This is a genomic window from Caulobacter sp. FG7 (assembly GCF_057808875.1).
On the sequence record NZ_JBMDIW010000027.1, the window covers coordinates 1 to 13,684 of the forward strand.

15 protein-coding genes are annotated in these 13,684 nt (G+C 69.4%); 12 read left to right on the forward strand and 3 right to left on the reverse strand.

Translation table 11 applies throughout. The features are described from left to right. The first annotated feature begins 114 nt into the window (after positions 1–114). The 10 genes from ACODR1_RS19470 to ACODR1_RS19515 all read left to right on the forward strand — a co-directional run bounded on the left by ACODR1_RS19470 (position 115) and on the right by ACODR1_RS19515 (position 8,743). Entirely contained in the window at positions 115–1,143 is a 1,029-nt protein-coding gene (locus ACODR1_RS19470) for a sulfate ABC transporter substrate-binding protein (protein WP_488881933.1), read from the forward strand. Positions 1,144–1,247: 104 nt separating this feature from the next. Next, positions 1,248–2,294 (forward strand): sulfate ABC transporter substrate-binding protein, encoded by a 1,047-nt coding sequence (locus ACODR1_RS19475; protein ID WP_101716934.1) that lies wholly within the window; start codon positions 1,248–1,250, stop codon positions 2,292–2,294. 161 nt (positions 2,295–2,455) lie between these two features. Then, positions 2,456–3,565, forward strand: coding sequence for a photosensory histidine protein kinase LovK (gene lovK, locus ACODR1_RS19480; protein ID WP_488881934.1), 1,110 nt, complete (start codon positions 2,456–2,458; stop codon positions 3,563–3,565). A 13-nt stretch (positions 3,566–3,578) separates the two neighbouring features. Further along, positions 3,579–4,043: a response regulator gene (locus tag ACODR1_RS19485; RefSeq protein ID WP_488881935.1), complete on the forward strand. Its 465-nt coding sequence runs from the start codon at positions 3,579–3,581 to the stop codon at positions 4,041–4,043. Next, positions 4,043–4,339, forward strand: a complete 297-nt coding sequence (locus tag ACODR1_RS19490; protein WP_488881936.1) for a SemiSWEET family sugar transporter — start codon at positions 4,043–4,045, stop codon at positions 4,337–4,339. Before ACODR1_RS19485 ends, ACODR1_RS19490 begins: the two co-directional genes overlap by 1 nt. A gap of 77 nt (positions 4,340–4,416) precedes the next feature. Further along, positions 4,417–5,331 (forward strand): acetylglutamate kinase, encoded by a 915-nt coding sequence (gene argB, locus ACODR1_RS19495; protein WP_058349657.1) that lies wholly within the window; start codon positions 4,417–4,419, stop codon positions 5,329–5,331. 136 nt (positions 5,332–5,467) lie between these two features. Then, positions 5,468–6,133, forward strand: a complete 666-nt coding sequence (locus tag ACODR1_RS19500) for a pyrimidine 5'-nucleotidase (RefSeq protein WP_488881937.1) — start codon at positions 5,468–5,470, stop codon at positions 6,131–6,133. Beyond that, positions 6,130–6,975 (forward strand): 2,3,4,5-tetrahydropyridine-2,6-dicarboxylate N-succinyltransferase, encoded by an 846-nt coding sequence (dapD, locus tag ACODR1_RS19505; RefSeq protein ID WP_488881938.1) that lies wholly within the window; start codon positions 6,130–6,132, stop codon positions 6,973–6,975. Before ACODR1_RS19500 ends, dapD begins: the two co-directional genes overlap by 4 nt. Positions 6,976–6,994: 19 nt before the next feature. Next, positions 6,995–8,266 (forward strand): leucine-rich repeat-containing protein kinase family protein, encoded by a 1,272-nt coding sequence (locus ACODR1_RS19510; RefSeq protein WP_488881939.1) that lies wholly within the window; start codon positions 6,995–6,997, stop codon positions 8,264–8,266. Positions 8,267–8,293: 27 nt separating this feature from the next. Further along, complete coding sequence (locus tag ACODR1_RS19515) at positions 8,294–8,743, forward strand: DUF805 domain-containing protein (RefSeq protein ID WP_488881940.1); 450 nt, start codon at positions 8,294–8,296, stop codon at positions 8,741–8,743. A gap of 149 nt (positions 8,744–8,892) precedes the next feature. Here ACODR1_RS19515 and ACODR1_RS19520 read toward each other — a convergent pair whose 3' ends face one another. Further along, positions 8,893–9,207 (reverse strand): cell surface protein, encoded by a 315-nt coding sequence (locus ACODR1_RS19520; protein WP_488881941.1) that lies wholly within the window; start codon positions 9,205–9,207, stop codon positions 8,893–8,895. A gap of 138 nt (positions 9,208–9,345) precedes the next feature. Between ACODR1_RS19520 and fmt the strand changes: the two genes are divergently transcribed. Both fmt and truA read left to right on the forward strand, forming a co-directional pair. Further along, positions 9,346–10,272 carry a methionyl-tRNA formyltransferase gene (gene fmt, locus ACODR1_RS19525; RefSeq protein WP_488881942.1) on the forward strand — a complete coding sequence of 309 codons (927 nt, stop codon included), beginning with the start codon at positions 9,346–9,348 and terminating at the stop codon, positions 10,270–10,272. Then, positions 10,272–11,015, forward strand: a complete 744-nt coding sequence (gene truA, locus ACODR1_RS19530; protein WP_488881943.1) for a tRNA pseudouridine(38-40) synthase TruA — start codon at positions 10,272–10,274, stop codon at positions 11,013–11,015. The genes fmt and truA overlap by 1 nt, the downstream gene beginning before the upstream one ends. Positions 11,016–11,438: 423 nt before the next feature. Here truA and ACODR1_RS19535 read toward each other — a convergent pair whose 3' ends face one another. Continuing rightward, positions 11,439–12,359 carry a glutaminase gene (locus tag ACODR1_RS19535; protein WP_488881944.1) on the reverse strand — a complete coding sequence of 307 codons (921 nt, stop codon included), beginning with the start codon at positions 12,357–12,359 and terminating at the stop codon, positions 11,439–11,441. 121 nt (positions 12,360–12,480) lie between these two features. Continuing rightward, positions 12,481–13,644 carry a succinyl-diaminopimelate desuccinylase gene (gene dapE / locus ACODR1_RS19540; protein ID WP_488881945.1) on the reverse strand — a complete coding sequence of 388 codons (1,164 nt, stop codon included), beginning with the start codon at positions 13,642–13,644 and terminating at the stop codon, positions 12,481–12,483. Positions 13,645–13,684: the final 40 nt, after the last annotated feature.

Below are 13,684 nucleotides of genomic sequence, written 5' to 3' on the forward strand. Positions count from 1 at the left end.
TTTGGGCCACCTCCCCCAGAGGGGGAGGATCTTCTGATCCCGTCTTCAGAAACACTCGCGCGCGCCGCCAGGGCGCATCGGCCAAAGTTGCGGCGTTATCCCAGAGGACGCCCGATGAGCCTGCTTCGTCTTCCCACCCGCCGGGACCTCGCCCTGGGCGCCGGCGCCCTGGCGGCGGCGCCCGCGAGCGCGCTGGCCCAGAAGGCGCCCAAGGTCGTCACCCTGCTGAACGTCAGCTACGATCCCACCCGCGAGCTCTACCAGGACATCAACCCGGCCTTCGCCGCCTACTGGAAGCGCCGGGTCGGACAGACCCTGGAAATCCGCCAGAGCCACGGCGGTTCGGGCAAACAGGCCCGCTCGGTGATCGACGGCCTGCAGGCCGACGTCGTCACTCTGGCGCTCGCCGACGACATCGACCAGATCGCCGCCCGCGGCCTGACCGCCGCCAACTGGCAGTCGCGCCTGCCGCAGAACTCGGCCCCCTACACCTCGACGATCGTGTTCCTGGTCAGGAAGGGCAATCCCAAGCGGATCAAGGACTGGGGCGACATCGTCAAACCCGGTGTCCAGATCATCACCCCCAATCCCAAGACCGGCGGCGCGCCGCGCTGGGCCTATCTGGCCGCCTGGGCCTGGGCGCTGAAGCAGCCGGGCGGCGCCGACGCCTCGGCCCAGGCCTTCGTGCGCCAGCTCTACAGGCAGGTGCCTGTGCTCGACAGCGGCGCGCGCGGCTCGATGACCACCTTCGCCCAGCGGGGCGTCGGCGACGTGCTGCTGACCTGGGAGAACGAGGCGCACCTGGCCCGCCAGGAGTTCGCCGCCGACGGGCTGGAGATCGTCTATCCGTCACGCTCGATCCTGGCCGAGCCGTCGGTGGCCGTCGTCGACAGCGTGGTGAAGAGGCGCGGCACGAAGCTGATCGCCGAGGGCTATCTGAACTTCCTCTACAGCCCGCTGGCCCAGGACCTGATCGGCAAGCACCACTACCGGCCGCGCAATCCGCAGGCGGCCGCCAAGTACGCCGCCAAGTTCCCGAAGATCCCGCTGGCCACCATCGACGGCCAGTTCGGCGGCTGGAAGAAGGCGCAGGCCCGGCACTTCGCGGACGGCGGCGTCTTCGATCAAATCTACCGACCGTGAGAGTCTTCTTGGGCGTGAAACCTACCTAGACAATAGGGTATGAGGCATCCGTCAGGTTCGTGCGTTAATCGCTCGGACCCCTCGGAGCCAAGAGCGACATCGCCATGACCAACGCCTTCAAGTCTCCCACCCGGCGCGGCCTGCTCGGCGCGGCCGGCGCCGGCGCGGCCGCTCTCGGGGCCCCCGCCCTGCTGGCGGGCCAGGCCCAGGCGGCCGGGTCGCTGACCCTGCTGAACGTCAGCTACGACCCGACCCGCGAGCTCTACAAGGACATCAACACCGCCTACGCCAAATACTGGAAGGACAAGGTCGGCCAGACCCTGACCATCAACCAGAGCCACGGCGGCTCGGGCAAGCAGGCCCGCTCGGTGATCGACGGCCTGCAGGCCGACGTGGTCACGCTGGCCTTGGCCTACGACATCGACGAGATCGCCGAGCGCGCCAAGCTGCTGCCGGCCAACTGGCAGTCGCGCCTGCCGCAGAACTCGACGCCCTACACCTCGACGATCGTGTTCCTGGTTCGCAAGGGCAATCCCAAGCGGATCAAGGATTGGCCGGACCTGGTCAAGCCGGGCGTCGGCGTCATCACCCCCAACCCGAAGACCTCGGGCGGGGCGCGCTGGAACTACCTGGCCGCCTGGGCCTGGGCGCTGAAGCAGCCGGGCGGCAACCCCGCCAAGGCCGAGGCCTATCTGAAGGACCTGTTCGCCCACGTGCCAGTGCTCGACACCGGCGCGCGCGGGGCCACCACCACCTTCACCCAGCGCGGCATCGGCGACGTGCTGCTGGCCTGGGAGAACGAGGCCTTCCTGGCGCTGGAGGAACTGCCGGGCCAGTTCGAGATCGTCGTGCCGTCGACCTCGGTCCTGGCCGAGCCGCCGGTGGCCCTGGTCGACAAGAACGTCGACCGCCACAAGACCCGCCTGGCCGCCACGGGGTACCTGAACTTCCTCTACAGCCCGCTGGCCCAGGAGCTGATCGCCAAGCACCACTACCGTCCGCGCAACGCGGCGGTGGCCAAGAAGTACGCCGGCAAGTTCAAGGCGATCCCGCTGTCGACCATCGACGACACCTTCGGCGGCTGGAAGAAGGCCCAGGCCACGCACTTCGCCGACGGCGGCGTGTTCGACCGCATCTACCGTCCCAAGTAGGGGGCGGCCTTTCAAACTTGACCATTGCCGACGCGGCGGTCCCCATGGGCCGCCGCGTTTGCTTTTCCGGACGCCCAAGCTCGGTCGGGAACCCGACCCAAGGCCGGGCGTTCAGCCGTTGACGGGGCGTCCATAGAACAAAGCCGGGGTCGGGCTCAGGAATGACGGATTATCTGAAGTCTCAGCGGGCGAGCGATCAGCTCGCGGCCGAGCACGGCATCGACGACCCTTTCGCCGCCGCCATCCGCGCCACCCGCATGGCCATGATCGTCACCGACGCCACCCAGGCCGACAATCCGATCATCTTCGCCAACGACGCCTTCCTGCGACTGACCGGCTACGCCCGCTCGGAGGTGATCGGCCGCAACTGCCGCTTCCTGCAGGGGCCTGACACCAATCCCGCCTCGATCGGCGATCTGCGCCTGGCGATCGCCAGCGGCGAGGACATCGCCATCGACATCCTCAACTACCGCAAGGACGGCAGCACCTTCTGGAACGCGCTGTACCTGTCGCCCGTACGCAACAAGCTGGGGCAGATCATCTACTTCTTCGGCTCGCAGCTGGACGTCAGCGAGAAGAAGCAGACCGAGCAGCATCTGCGCGAGACCCGCAGCGACCTGGAAGAGGCCGTCGAGGCCCGCACCCGCGAGCTTTCCCTGGCCCTGGAGCAGAAGACCGCCCTGCTGCACGAGGTCGACCACCGGGTGAAGAACAACCTGCAGCTCATCTCGTCCCTGCTGCTGCTGCAGAACCGGCGCGAGAAGGAGCCGGCGGTCAAGCACAGCCTGCGCGGCATGCTGGAGCGGGTGAACGCCATCGCCACCGTCCATCGCCGGCTGTTCCAGAGCGAGGACGTCGAGCGCTTCGACGTCTCGGCCTTCGTGCGCGACCTGGTGTCGGACATGGCCGGCTCGGCCAATCGCGACGAGATCCGCGTCAGCCTGGACCTGGAACGGGTGGACGTGCCGGCCTCGAAGGCCGCGCCGCTGGCCTTGGTAATCAGCGAGCTGTTCTCCAACGCCCTGCGCCATGGCTTCCCAGAGGGGCGTTCGGGCCACATTTCGGTATCGATCACTCGCACGAACGGCGAGTTCCGGATCGAAATCGCCGATGACGGCGTTGGAATGACTGAAGGGGCCCGGTCCACGGGGTTCGGACTGACCATCGTCCAGCTGCTCTGCCAGCAGCTGAAGGCGCGGTCCGAGACCACGGCGACCCAGCCCGGAACCCGCGTCGTCGTCAACCTGCCCGTCAACGGCGCGCATCAGTAGGACCAAGTCACCCATGCCAGGGCGCGCGTTGGATGTGTTGATCGTCGAGGACGAGGTGCTCCTGGCCACCGAGCTGGAGTTCCTGGTCCAGGAAGCAGGCTACCACCCCGTCGGCTGCGCCATGAGCTCGGACGAGGCGGTGGACCTGGCCAGGTCGCTGCATCCGGACCTGGCCCTCGTCGACGTTCACCTGCGCGACGGCCCCACGGGCGTCGAGGTGGTGCGCAAGATCCACGACGACTGCGGCTGCGTGGCCCTGTTCATGACCGCCAACGTCAAGCGCCTGCCGGACGACTTTGCCGGGGCCTGCGGGGTGATCGGCAAGCCCTATTCCGAGCACGGCGTGAAGACCGCCCTGGCCTATCTGGCCGTCTGCCTGCAAGAGGGCCATGCGCCGGGCCTGCCGCCGGTCGGGCTGGAGCTGGCGCCGGCCTATGCGCAGCTTTGGGGCCTGACCGAAACGCCCCGCACGGCCTGATGGCCGCCGCCCAGCCGGTCGCCGTGTTCGTCGGGACCGCCGCGGCCCTGCTTTCGATGACCAGCTTCGCCCCGCAGATCGTCAAGATCTGGAAGGAGAAGGACGCCTCGTCGGTGTCGCTGCGCACCTATGTGGTGACCGTGGCGGGCTTTGGCTGCTGGCTGGCCTATGGCCTGATGATCGGGGCCTGGCCGGTCGCCCTGTCGAACCTGGCCTGCCTTGCGATGTCGGCGGCCGTGCTCGCGCTGAAATGGCGCTACGGGCGCGGACGATCCGGGAACGACGTCAAAGGGTGAACCTAGTCAAAGGGTGACAGGGGAGACGGGGTCCGCTATCGAGGCGCGCCTATTTTCGCGCACCAGGACCACCGCCTTTGACCAATGTCGCCGAGGAAGCTGGCTGGGCCACCGCCAAGACTTTGGCCGAGGCCCTGCCCTACATCCAGATCTACGACCGCGAGACGGTCGTGATCAAATACGGCGGCCACGCCATGGGCCAGGAAGAGGTGGCCAAGCTGTTCGCGGCCGACGCCGTGCTGCTGAAGCTCCTGGGCGTGCACCCCGTGGTGGTCCACGGCGGCGGTCCGCAGATCAGCCGCATGCTCGACAAGGCCGGCGTGAAGTCCACGTTCATCGACGGCCTGCGCGTCACCGACGAAGCCACCATGGAAGTGGCCGAGATGGTCCTGTCGGGCGCGATCAACAAGGAAATCGCCAACTGGATCACCCAGGCCGGGGCTGAAGCCGACGTGCGCGGCGTGGGCCTGTCGGGCAAGGACGCCCGCCTGATCACCGCCGAGAAGGTGACCCGGACCAAGAAGGATCCGGACAGCAACATCGAACAGGCCGTCGACCTGGGCTTCGTGGGCGAGCCGACCAAGGTCGACCCGCACCTGATCCAGGCCCTGCTGACCTCGGAAACCGACTACATCCCGGTGATCGCCCCGATCGGCGTCTCCGAGCAGGGCGAGACCTTCAACATCAACGCCGACACGGTCGCCGGCGCCCTGGCGGGCGCCCTGAAGGCCAAGCGGATGCTGATGCTGACCGACATCAAGGGCGTGCTCGACGCCGATGGCGAGCTGATCCGCGAGATGACCATCGAGCAGGCCCGCCAGCTGATCGCCGACGGCGTGGCCACCGGCGGCATGATCCCCAAGCTTGAGAACGCCATCCACGCCGTGGAGAGCGGCGTCGAGGCCGTGGTCATCCTCGACGGCCGCCGCCCGCACGCCATGCTGGTCGAACTGTTCAGCGAGCACGGCGCGGGCACGCTGATCTCGAAATGATCGACAGGATCCTCCCCCTCTGGGGGAGGTGGCCCGAAGGGCCGGAGGGGGGCCGTTCTCAGCTTCCGCCGCGCCAAGGTCCCTCCCCCCTCCGATCGCTCCGCGATCGCCTCCCCCACAGGGGGAGGTTCCGGCCATGACCATCGATCTCACCCACGTCGACACCTGGCTGTTCGACCTCGACAACACCCTCTATCCGGCCGAGACGCAGTTCATGGGCCTGATCGAGGGCCGGATGACCGACTTCGTCGAGCGCTTCACGGGCCTGCCCCGCGAAGAGGCCCGGGCGCTGCAGAAGAAATACTATCTCGAGCACGGCACCACCCTGGCCGGGCTGATGACCTATCACGGCATGGACCCCGCCCAGTTCCTGGAGGAGGTGCACGACGTGTCGATGGAGAACCTGATCCCCGACCAGGCGCTGCATGACGCCATCAACGCCCTGCCCGGTCGGCGGCTGGTGTTCACCAACGGCTCGCTGGGCCACGCCGAGCGGGTGCTGGCGCACCTGGGGCTGCGCGAACTGTTCGAGGACGTCTTCGCCATCGAGACGGCCGACTACATCCCCAAGCCCTCGCTGGCGACCTTCGACAAGATCACCAAGCTGCACGCGATCCATCCGCCGGCCACGGCCTTCTTCGAGGACAGCGAGAAGAACCTCGTGCCCGCCGCGCGGCTGGGCATGACCACCGTCCTGGTCGGCGCCCACGCGGCCGCATCGACCTCCGAACACGTCCACCACCGCACCAACGACCTCGCCGGGTTCCTGAGCTCGGCGCGCCTGAAGGGAACCCACGCATGACCGCCCTCACCCTCGCCGACCTCCAGACCGAGATCGAAGCCGCCTGGGAAGCCCGCGACGGCGTTTCGACCGCCACTACCGGTCCGGTCCGCACCGCCGTGGAAGAGGCCCTGCTTCTGCTCGACAGCGGCAAGGCCCGCGTCTCGGAAAAGATCGACGGCGCGTGGACCACCCACCAGTGGCTGAAGAAGGCCGTGCTGCTGTCGTTCCGCCTGAACCCCAACACCGTCATGCGCTCGGGCGCCCTGGGCGGCGGCGTGGGTCCGTGGTGGGACAAGGTGCCCAACAAGTTCGACGGCTGGGAAGCCCCGCAGTTCGAAGCCGCCGGCTTCCGCGCCGTGCCGGGCGCCATCGTCCGCCGCGGCTCGCACGTGGCCAAGAACGTCATCCTGATGCCGTCGTTCGTGAACATCGGCGCCTTCGTCGACGAAGGCACCATGGTCGACACCTGGGTGACGGTCGGCTCGTGCGCCCAGATCGGCAAGCACGTCCACCTGTCGGGCGGCGTCGGCATCGGCGGCGTGCTTGAGCCCCTGCAGGCCAACCCGACCATCATCGAGGACAACTGCTTCATCGGCGCCCGCTCGGAAGTCGTGGAAGGCGTGGTCGTCGGCGAGGGCAGCGTGCTGTCGATGGGCGTCTACCTGTCGGCCTCGACCAAGATCGTCGACCGCAAGACCGGCGAGATCCACGTCGGCAAGGTGCCGCCCTACAGCGTCGTGGTGCCGGGCAGCCTGCCCGACAAGAACGGCGGCCCGAGCCTCTACTGCGCCGTGATCGTCAAGACGGTCGACGCCCAGACCCGCTCGAAGACCTCGATCAACGACCTGCTGCGCGACTGATCGCGCAATGGGGGCGGCCGTGGAAAACACCTTGGCCGCCCTGCGCGCCGGCGACCTGGCCGGCGCGACGAGGCTGGACCTTTCCGGCGCGGACCTTTCGCAGGTTCCGCCGGAGGTCTTCGCCCTGGCCGACACGCTGGAGGTGCTGGACATCGGCGCCACCGCCATCCGCGCCCTGCCCCATGACTTTTCCCGGCTGACCCGCCTGAAGGTGCTGTTCGCGTCCGGCGCGCCGTTTCGCACGCTGCCGGAGGTTCTGGGCGACCTGCCTGCCCTCAGCCAGGTCGGCTTTCGCGGCTGCGGGATCGAGACGATCCCCGCGCAGGCCCTGCCGCCGGCGCTGCGCTGGCTGACCCTGACCGACAACCGCATCGAGACCCTGCCGCCCGCCCTGGGCGAGCGCCCGGCCCTGCAGAAGCTGATGCTGTCGGGCAACCGGCTGTCGGCCCTGCCCGGAAGCCTGGGCCAGGCCTCGAACCTGGAACTGCTGCGCATCGCCGCCAACCGCTTCGAGGCCCCGCCGGCCTGGCTGGCGCAGCTGCCGGCGTTGGCCTGGCTGGCCTGGGCCGGCAATCGGTTCGACGCCCATCATCCCGTCCAGGCGGCGGCGCCCGTGGCCTGGAACGACCTCGTCGTCGGCAAGGCCCTGGGGCGCGGCGCATCCGGCGACGTGTTCGAGGCGGGCTGGAACGGCCGCCCCATCGCCCTGAAGCTGTTTCGCGGGGCCATGACCAGCGACGGCCTGCCCGAGCGCGAAATGGCCGCCTGCATGGCCGCCGGCGCACATCCCAACCTGACCGGGGCCCAGGGCCGGGTCGAGGGGCATCCCGACGGCGCCGAGGGCCTTCTGATGCCGCTGCTGCCGGCGGACTGGCGGGTGCTGGCCGGGCCGCCCAGCCTGGAGAGCTGCAGCCGCGACGTCTATGCGGCCGACCTGTCGCTGCCCCTCGACGTCGCGCGCCGCATCGCCCGCGACGTGGCCGCCGGCGCGACGCATCTGCACGCGCGAGGCCTGCAGCACGCCGACCTCTACGCCCACAACGTGCTGTGGGATGGGACCGAAGGCGCGGCCGTGCTCAGCGACTTCGGCGCGGCGGCGTTCCTGCCGGCCGGCGAGGAAAGCCGCTGGACGCCGCTCGACGTGCGAGCCTTCGGCCTGCTGCTGGGCGAGCTGCTGGACCGCGTCGACGGCCAGGCCCCTGCGGCCTTGCGCGGCCTGGAGGCGGCCTGCGTCCAGCCCGACGGCGCGGCGCGCCCGGCGATGGCCGAGGCCCTGTCGGCTCTTTCCTGATCGCCCAAGGCAGGTTCTACTGACCCCATGCGGGGCCTTGTCGACAAGCTGAAACCGATCTTCGCCTTTTCCGGCCGCGCCTCGCGGCTGGACTATTGGCGCGCCCAGGTCGGATTGGCCCTGGCCACCGCCGTGGTGCTGACCCTGACGGTGCTGGCCACCCAGGCCGGCGGCTGGCTGGGCGCGGTTCCCGGCCTGCTGTTCCTGCCCGTGCTGGCGGCGGGCGTCGCCGTCGCAGTGCGCCGCCTGCACGACCGCGGCAAGCCGGCCTGGTGGATGGCCGTCTTCGCCGTCGGTCCCTATGCGCTGAGCGGCCTGGCCAGCGGGCTGTACGCCGGCGACTCCGTGCTGATCCTGGCCGCGCCGCTGCTGGCGCTGGCCGCCATGGGCCTGTCGATCTGGGCCTGGGTGGAGCTGGGCTTCCTGCGCGGCGCGCGGGGCGACAACCGATATGGGGCCGAGCCCGCACGACGGTAGGGGCCGCGCCTACGGTGTATCCACATTCAAGCCCGAGCGTGTCCTCGTCCTTCGACAAGCTCAGGATGAGGACCATCAAAGGCCAAGACCGCAGAAAAATCTCATCCTGAGCCCGTCGAAGGACGAGGCTTTCGTCTCAGGTGCTGAACCTAGCGCGTCGCCTCGTGGACTTCCTTCTTGGCGGCCTGCCCGGCTTCCTTGCTTTCGCGGGTGATGTCCTTGCCGGCTTCCTGGGCCGCGTCGCCGGCGGCGGCCTTCAGCTCGGCGGCGGTCTCCTTGCTGCTTTCCTTCAGCGCCGTGCCGGCTTCCTTGACGTCCGGGTCGTTCTTGATCTCGTTGGCGGCGTCCTTGATGTCCTGGCCGGCGGCGCTGGCGCCTTCCTTGATCTGCTGGGCGTGCTGGTCCGAGCAGGCGGCGGCCGACAGGGCGAGGGCCGAGACGGCGATCAGGGCGATGGTGCGCATCTAGTTTTCCTCCGACGATCTTGGTTGCGAAGAGTCGGGCAAAGAACGGCGGCCGAACGGTCGAGGTTCCGACTCTGAGGCTCGCTCGGGACCGACGCACGACTTTCCCCAGCGCCTTCCGACCGCTAAACCCCCGCCATGCGCATCGCCTTTCTCGGAACTCCCGATTTCGCCGTCGCCTGCCTGGCCGAACTGGTCGCCAGCGGCCATGAGATCGTAGCCGTCTACAGCCAGCCGCCCGCCCCGCGCGGTCGCGGCCAGGAACTGAAGCCCTCGCCGGTCCACGCCTTCGCCGAGGGCCTGGGCCTGCCGGTGCGCACGCCGGCGTCGATGAAGACCCCAGAAGAGATCGCGGCCTTCCAGGCGCTGGACCTCGACGCGGCCGTCGTCGTCGCCTTCGGCCAGATCCTGGTCAGGGACGTGCTGGAGGCGCCCAAGCTGGGCTGCTTCAACCTGCACGCCAGCCTGCTGCCGCGCTGGCGGGGCGCCGCGCCGATCCAGCGGGCGATCATGGCCGGGGATCCCGTGACGGGCGTCCAGGTGATGCGGATGAGCGAGGGTCTCGACGAGGGCCCGGTGCTGCTGTCGGAGAGCGTGCGCATAGACGCTCTGGACACGGTGGCCAGCCTGCACGACCGCCTGGCCGCCGTGGGCGCGCGCCTGCTGCCGGTGGCCCTGGCCGCCATCGAACGCGGCGGCGCGATCGAGACCCCGCAGGCCGAGGACGGCGTCACCTACGCCAAGAAGATCAAGCCGGCCGAGGCCCGCATCGACTGGAGCCGGCCCGCCGCCGAGGTCGACCGCCACATCCGCGGCCTGTCGCCCTTCCCCGGCGCCTGGTTCGAGGCCCCGTCGGACAAGGGCCCGGTGCGGGTGAAGGCCCTGCTGTCGAAGGTGGAAGACGCGGACGGCCCGGCCGGGACCGTGCTCGACGACGCCCTGCTGATCGCCTGCGGTGAAGGCGCCGTGCGCCTGCTCAAGGCCCAGCGCGAGGGCAAGGGCGTGCAGGAGGCCGAGGTCTTCGTGCGCGGCTTCCCGCTGGCGACCGGGACGGTCCTGGCCTGATGCCTCGCTACCGCCTCCTCGTCGAGTATGACGGCCGTCCCTATTCGGGCTTCCAGGCCCAGGCGACCCTGCCCAGCGTGCAGGGGGCGATCGAGGCGGCGGTCAAGGCTTTCTGCGGCCAGGAACTGCGCATCGCCGCGGCCGGCCGCACCGACACCGGCGTGCATGCGACGGGCCAGGTGGTGCATGTCGACCTTGAGCGCGACTGGCCGGCCCAGACGGTGATGAACGCCCTGAACGCCCACCTGACCCGCGAGGCGGTGTCGATCCTCGATGCGCAGGCAGCGCCCGAGGGCTGGCACGCACGGTTCTCGGCCAACGAGCGGCGCTACCTCTATCGGATCCTCAATCGCCGCGCCCCGCCGGCCCTCGACAAGGGCAAGGTCTGGCACATGAAGAAGGACCTCGACCACGAGGCCATGCACGCGGCGGCCCAGGCTCTGGTCGGCCTGCACGACTTCACCACCTTCCGCGACATGCACTGCCAGGCCCAGAGCCCGATGAAGACCCTCGACGTCGCCCGCGTGCGGCGGGTGGGCGAGGAGATCCATCTCGACTTCGAGGCGCGCAGCTTCCTGCATCGCCAGGTGCGGTCGATGACCGGCACGCTGGTCGAGGTGGGCGCCGGCCGCTGGGCGCCGGGCGACGTGAAGAAAGCCCTGGAGGCCAGGGACCGCCGCGCCTGCGGGCCGGTGGCCCCGGCCGACGGGCTCTACTTGGTGGGCGTGGGCTACGAGGACTAGGGCCAAGGGCCCGCGGCCTTCGCCGGCTCGACATCCGGCGAAGGCCGCGAGGAACCGAAGGCCGACCGAGATCGGCCTCCGGACGAAAGCCCCGGGGTGGAGGGGACCGGGGCTCTCGAAAGGCGTCAGTCGTCCGACAGGCGTTCGGCGATCCACACCGATCCCAGCGCCAGCATGAACACGCCGAAGGCGGCGAGAACGAAACCGAGATAGGCAAGCTGGGCGATCGGCATGGCGGGCTCCATCGGGGAACGGATGGAGGTTGCGTCGGCGCGTAGAGGGTCGCCTTGATCTGGGTCAAAGGCGGCAGAGCCCCCTCCGGCCCTCTGGGCCACCTCCCCCAGAGGGGGGAGGATCTATGCCGAGCCAGATGCTCCCCCTCTGGGGGAGCTGTCGCGGAGCGACTGAGGGGGCCTTCGCGCCCTACAGCACCGAGCAGTTGGTCAGCTGGCTGAACGCCTCCAGCGCGCGGGCGCCGACCACCGAGGTGCCGAAGCGGTCCAGTTCCGGCGACCAGACCGCGATCGTGGCCTTGCCCGGTACGACGGCGACGATGCCGCCGCCGACGCCGCTCTTGGCCGGCAGGCCGACGCGGTAGGCGAAGCTGCCGACGCTGTCATAGATGCCGCAGGTCAGCAGCAGGGCGTTGAGGCGCCGGGTCAGGCGCTCGGGAAAGATGGTCTCCTGCACCACCGGCGAGAAGCCGCCGGCCGCCAGCGGCAGGAAGGCCCGCGCCAGCTGGCGGCAGCTCATGGAGAGGGCGCACTGGCGGCAATAGGCGGCGACCACGGTTTCCGGGTCGTGGCGCACCGTGCCCTTGCCGCGCATCAGGTTGGCGATGGCCCGGTTCTGCCAGGCGTTGTCGAGCTCTGAGGCGGCCACCGCCTGGTCGATCTCCACCGGGCCGTCGCTCAGAAAGCCGGCGAAACCGCTGACCAGGGCGGCCGGATCGCGCACCTTGTCCAGCAGGATGTCGGTCACCGCCAGGGCGCCGGCGTTGATGAAGGGATTGCGCGGAAAGCCGCCCTCGGCCTCCAGCAGGGAGAGATGGTTGAACGGGGTGCCCGAGGGCTCCTTGCCCACCCGGGTCCAGACCTCGTCGCCGATGCGGTTGAGCGCCAGGCCGAGAGACAGCACCTTGGTGATGCTCTGGACCGAAAAGCCCTCGTCGGCGTCGCCGATCACGTGCTCGCCGCCGTCGACCGTGCGCACGGCCATGCCGAACTTCGCGCCCGGCACGGTGGCCAGCTGGGGGATGTAGTCGGGCACCCGGCCCTTGCCGAAGTGCGGCTTCACCAGCACGGCGACCTCGGCGAGGACTTCGTCGATGGAGAGCTCGTTCATGGCTCGGTTCCGTCAGCGGGTCCGCCCTCGTCCTTCGACAGGCTCAGGATGAGGGCTATTGCATGGGCCGTGCAGTCAGAACCCTCATCCTGAGCTTGTCGAAGGACGAGGGTTTTGTCCCTCAGCCCGAGAACGCCTCGAAATAGCGCCGGATCAGCGCGGTGTAGGCGCCGGCCAGCTGGCGGACTTCCTCCACGGGCACGCGCTCGTCGACCTGGTGCATGGTCGAGCCCACGAGGCCGAACTCGACCACCGGACAGAGGGCTCGGATGAAGCGGGCGTCGCTGGTGCCGCCGGTAGTCGACAGTTCGGGCACGCGGCCGGTGGCGTCGCCCACGGCGCCGACGATGACGTCGGTGAAGGGGCCGGGCTCGGTCAGGAAGGCCTCGCCGCTGATCTTGCACAGGGCCTCGACACGGCCCGAGAAGCCCTCGGCGGCCTCGCGGCACTCGTGCTCGATCCAGGCGGCCAGGTCCTTGCCCTTGTGGGCCGGGTTGAAGCGGATGTTGATGCGCGCTTTTGCAGAAGCCGGAATGACGTTGGTGGCCGGGTTGCCGACGTCGACCGTGGTGATCTCCAGGTTCGACGGCTGGAAGCCGGTATAACCCTCGTCGAGCACGCGGCTCTGCAGGCGCGAGAGGATGTCGACCATCACCGGGATCGGGTTGGCGGCGCGGTGCGGATAGGCCACGTGGCCCTGGCGGCCGTCGACGGCGATCCAGGCGTTGATGCTGCCGCGGCGGCCGATCTTGACCATGTCGCCCAGCAGGCTGGCCGAAGTAGGCTCGCCGACGATGCAGTGGTCGATGATCTCGCCCTCGGCGGCCAGGGCCTCGACGACCTTGACCGTGCCGTCCTCGGCCACGCCTTCTTCGTCGCCGGTGATCAGGAAGCTGATCGAGCCGGGGACTTCTTCGGTATGGGCGACGGCCGAGACGAAGGCGGCGATGGCCGACTTCATGTCGACCGCGCCACGGCCGTAGAGCACGCCGTCCTTGATCTCGGCCTCGAAGGGCCCGGCGGTCCAGGCCGCGTCGTCGCCCACCGGCACCACGTCGGTGTGGCCGGCGAAGCAGAGGTTGGGCCGGGCCGTGCCGCGCCGGGCGTAGAGGTTCTCGATCTCGCCGAACTTCATGCGGCGACAGTCGAAGCCCAGGCCTTCCAGCTGTCGCTGCAGCACGTCCATCGCGCCCTCGTCGGCGGGAGTGACCGACGGGCGGCGGATCAGGGCCTGGGCGAGCTCGACAGGGTCGATGCTGACGGAAACGGGCGCGGGGCTGGTCATGGTGCAGGCTTTAGGCTTCCCATCGGCGGGACGCAAACCA

Coding starts and splice junctions, on each gene's coding strand:
- ACODR1_RS19485 (WP_488881935.1), top strand. CDS start 3,579: ATGCCAGGGCGCGCGTTGGATGTGTTGATCGTCGAGGACGAGGTGCTC.
- ACODR1_RS19490 (WP_488881936.1), top strand. CDS start 4,043: ATGGCCGCCGCCCAGCCGGTCGCCGTGTTCGTCGGGACCGCCGCGGCC.
- ACODR1_RS19535 (WP_488881944.1), bottom strand. CDS start 12,359: ATGAACGAGCTCTCCATCGACGAAGTCCTCGCCGAGGTCGCCGTGCTG.
- lovK (WP_488881934.1), top strand. CDS start 2,456: ATGACGGATTATCTGAAGTCTCAGCGGGCGAGCGATCAGCTCGCGGCC.
- ACODR1_RS19475 (WP_101716934.1), top strand. CDS start 1,248: ATGACCAACGCCTTCAAGTCTCCCACCCGGCGCGGCCTGCTCGGCGCG.
- truA (WP_488881943.1), top strand. CDS start 10,272: ATGCCTCGCTACCGCCTCCTCGTCGAGTATGACGGCCGTCCCTATTCG.
- ACODR1_RS19520 (WP_488881941.1), bottom strand. CDS start 9,207: ATGCGCACCATCGCCCTGATCGCCGTCTCGGCCCTCGCCCTGTCGGCC.
- ACODR1_RS19515 (WP_488881940.1), top strand. CDS start 8,294: ATGCGGGGCCTTGTCGACAAGCTGAAACCGATCTTCGCCTTTTCCGGC.
- dapE (WP_488881945.1), bottom strand. CDS start 13,644: ATGACCAGCCCCGCGCCCGTTTCCGTCAGCATCGACCCTGTCGAGCTC.
- ACODR1_RS19500 (WP_488881937.1), top strand. CDS start 5,468: ATGACCATCGATCTCACCCACGTCGACACCTGGCTGTTCGACCTCGAC.
- ACODR1_RS19470 (WP_488881933.1), top strand. CDS start 115: ATGAGCCTGCTTCGTCTTCCCACCCGCCGGGACCTCGCCCTGGGCGCC.
- fmt (WP_488881942.1), top strand. CDS start 9,346: ATGCGCATCGCCTTTCTCGGAACTCCCGATTTCGCCGTCGCCTGCCTG.
- dapD (WP_488881938.1), top strand. CDS start 6,130: ATGACCGCCCTCACCCTCGCCGACCTCCAGACCGAGATCGAAGCCGCC.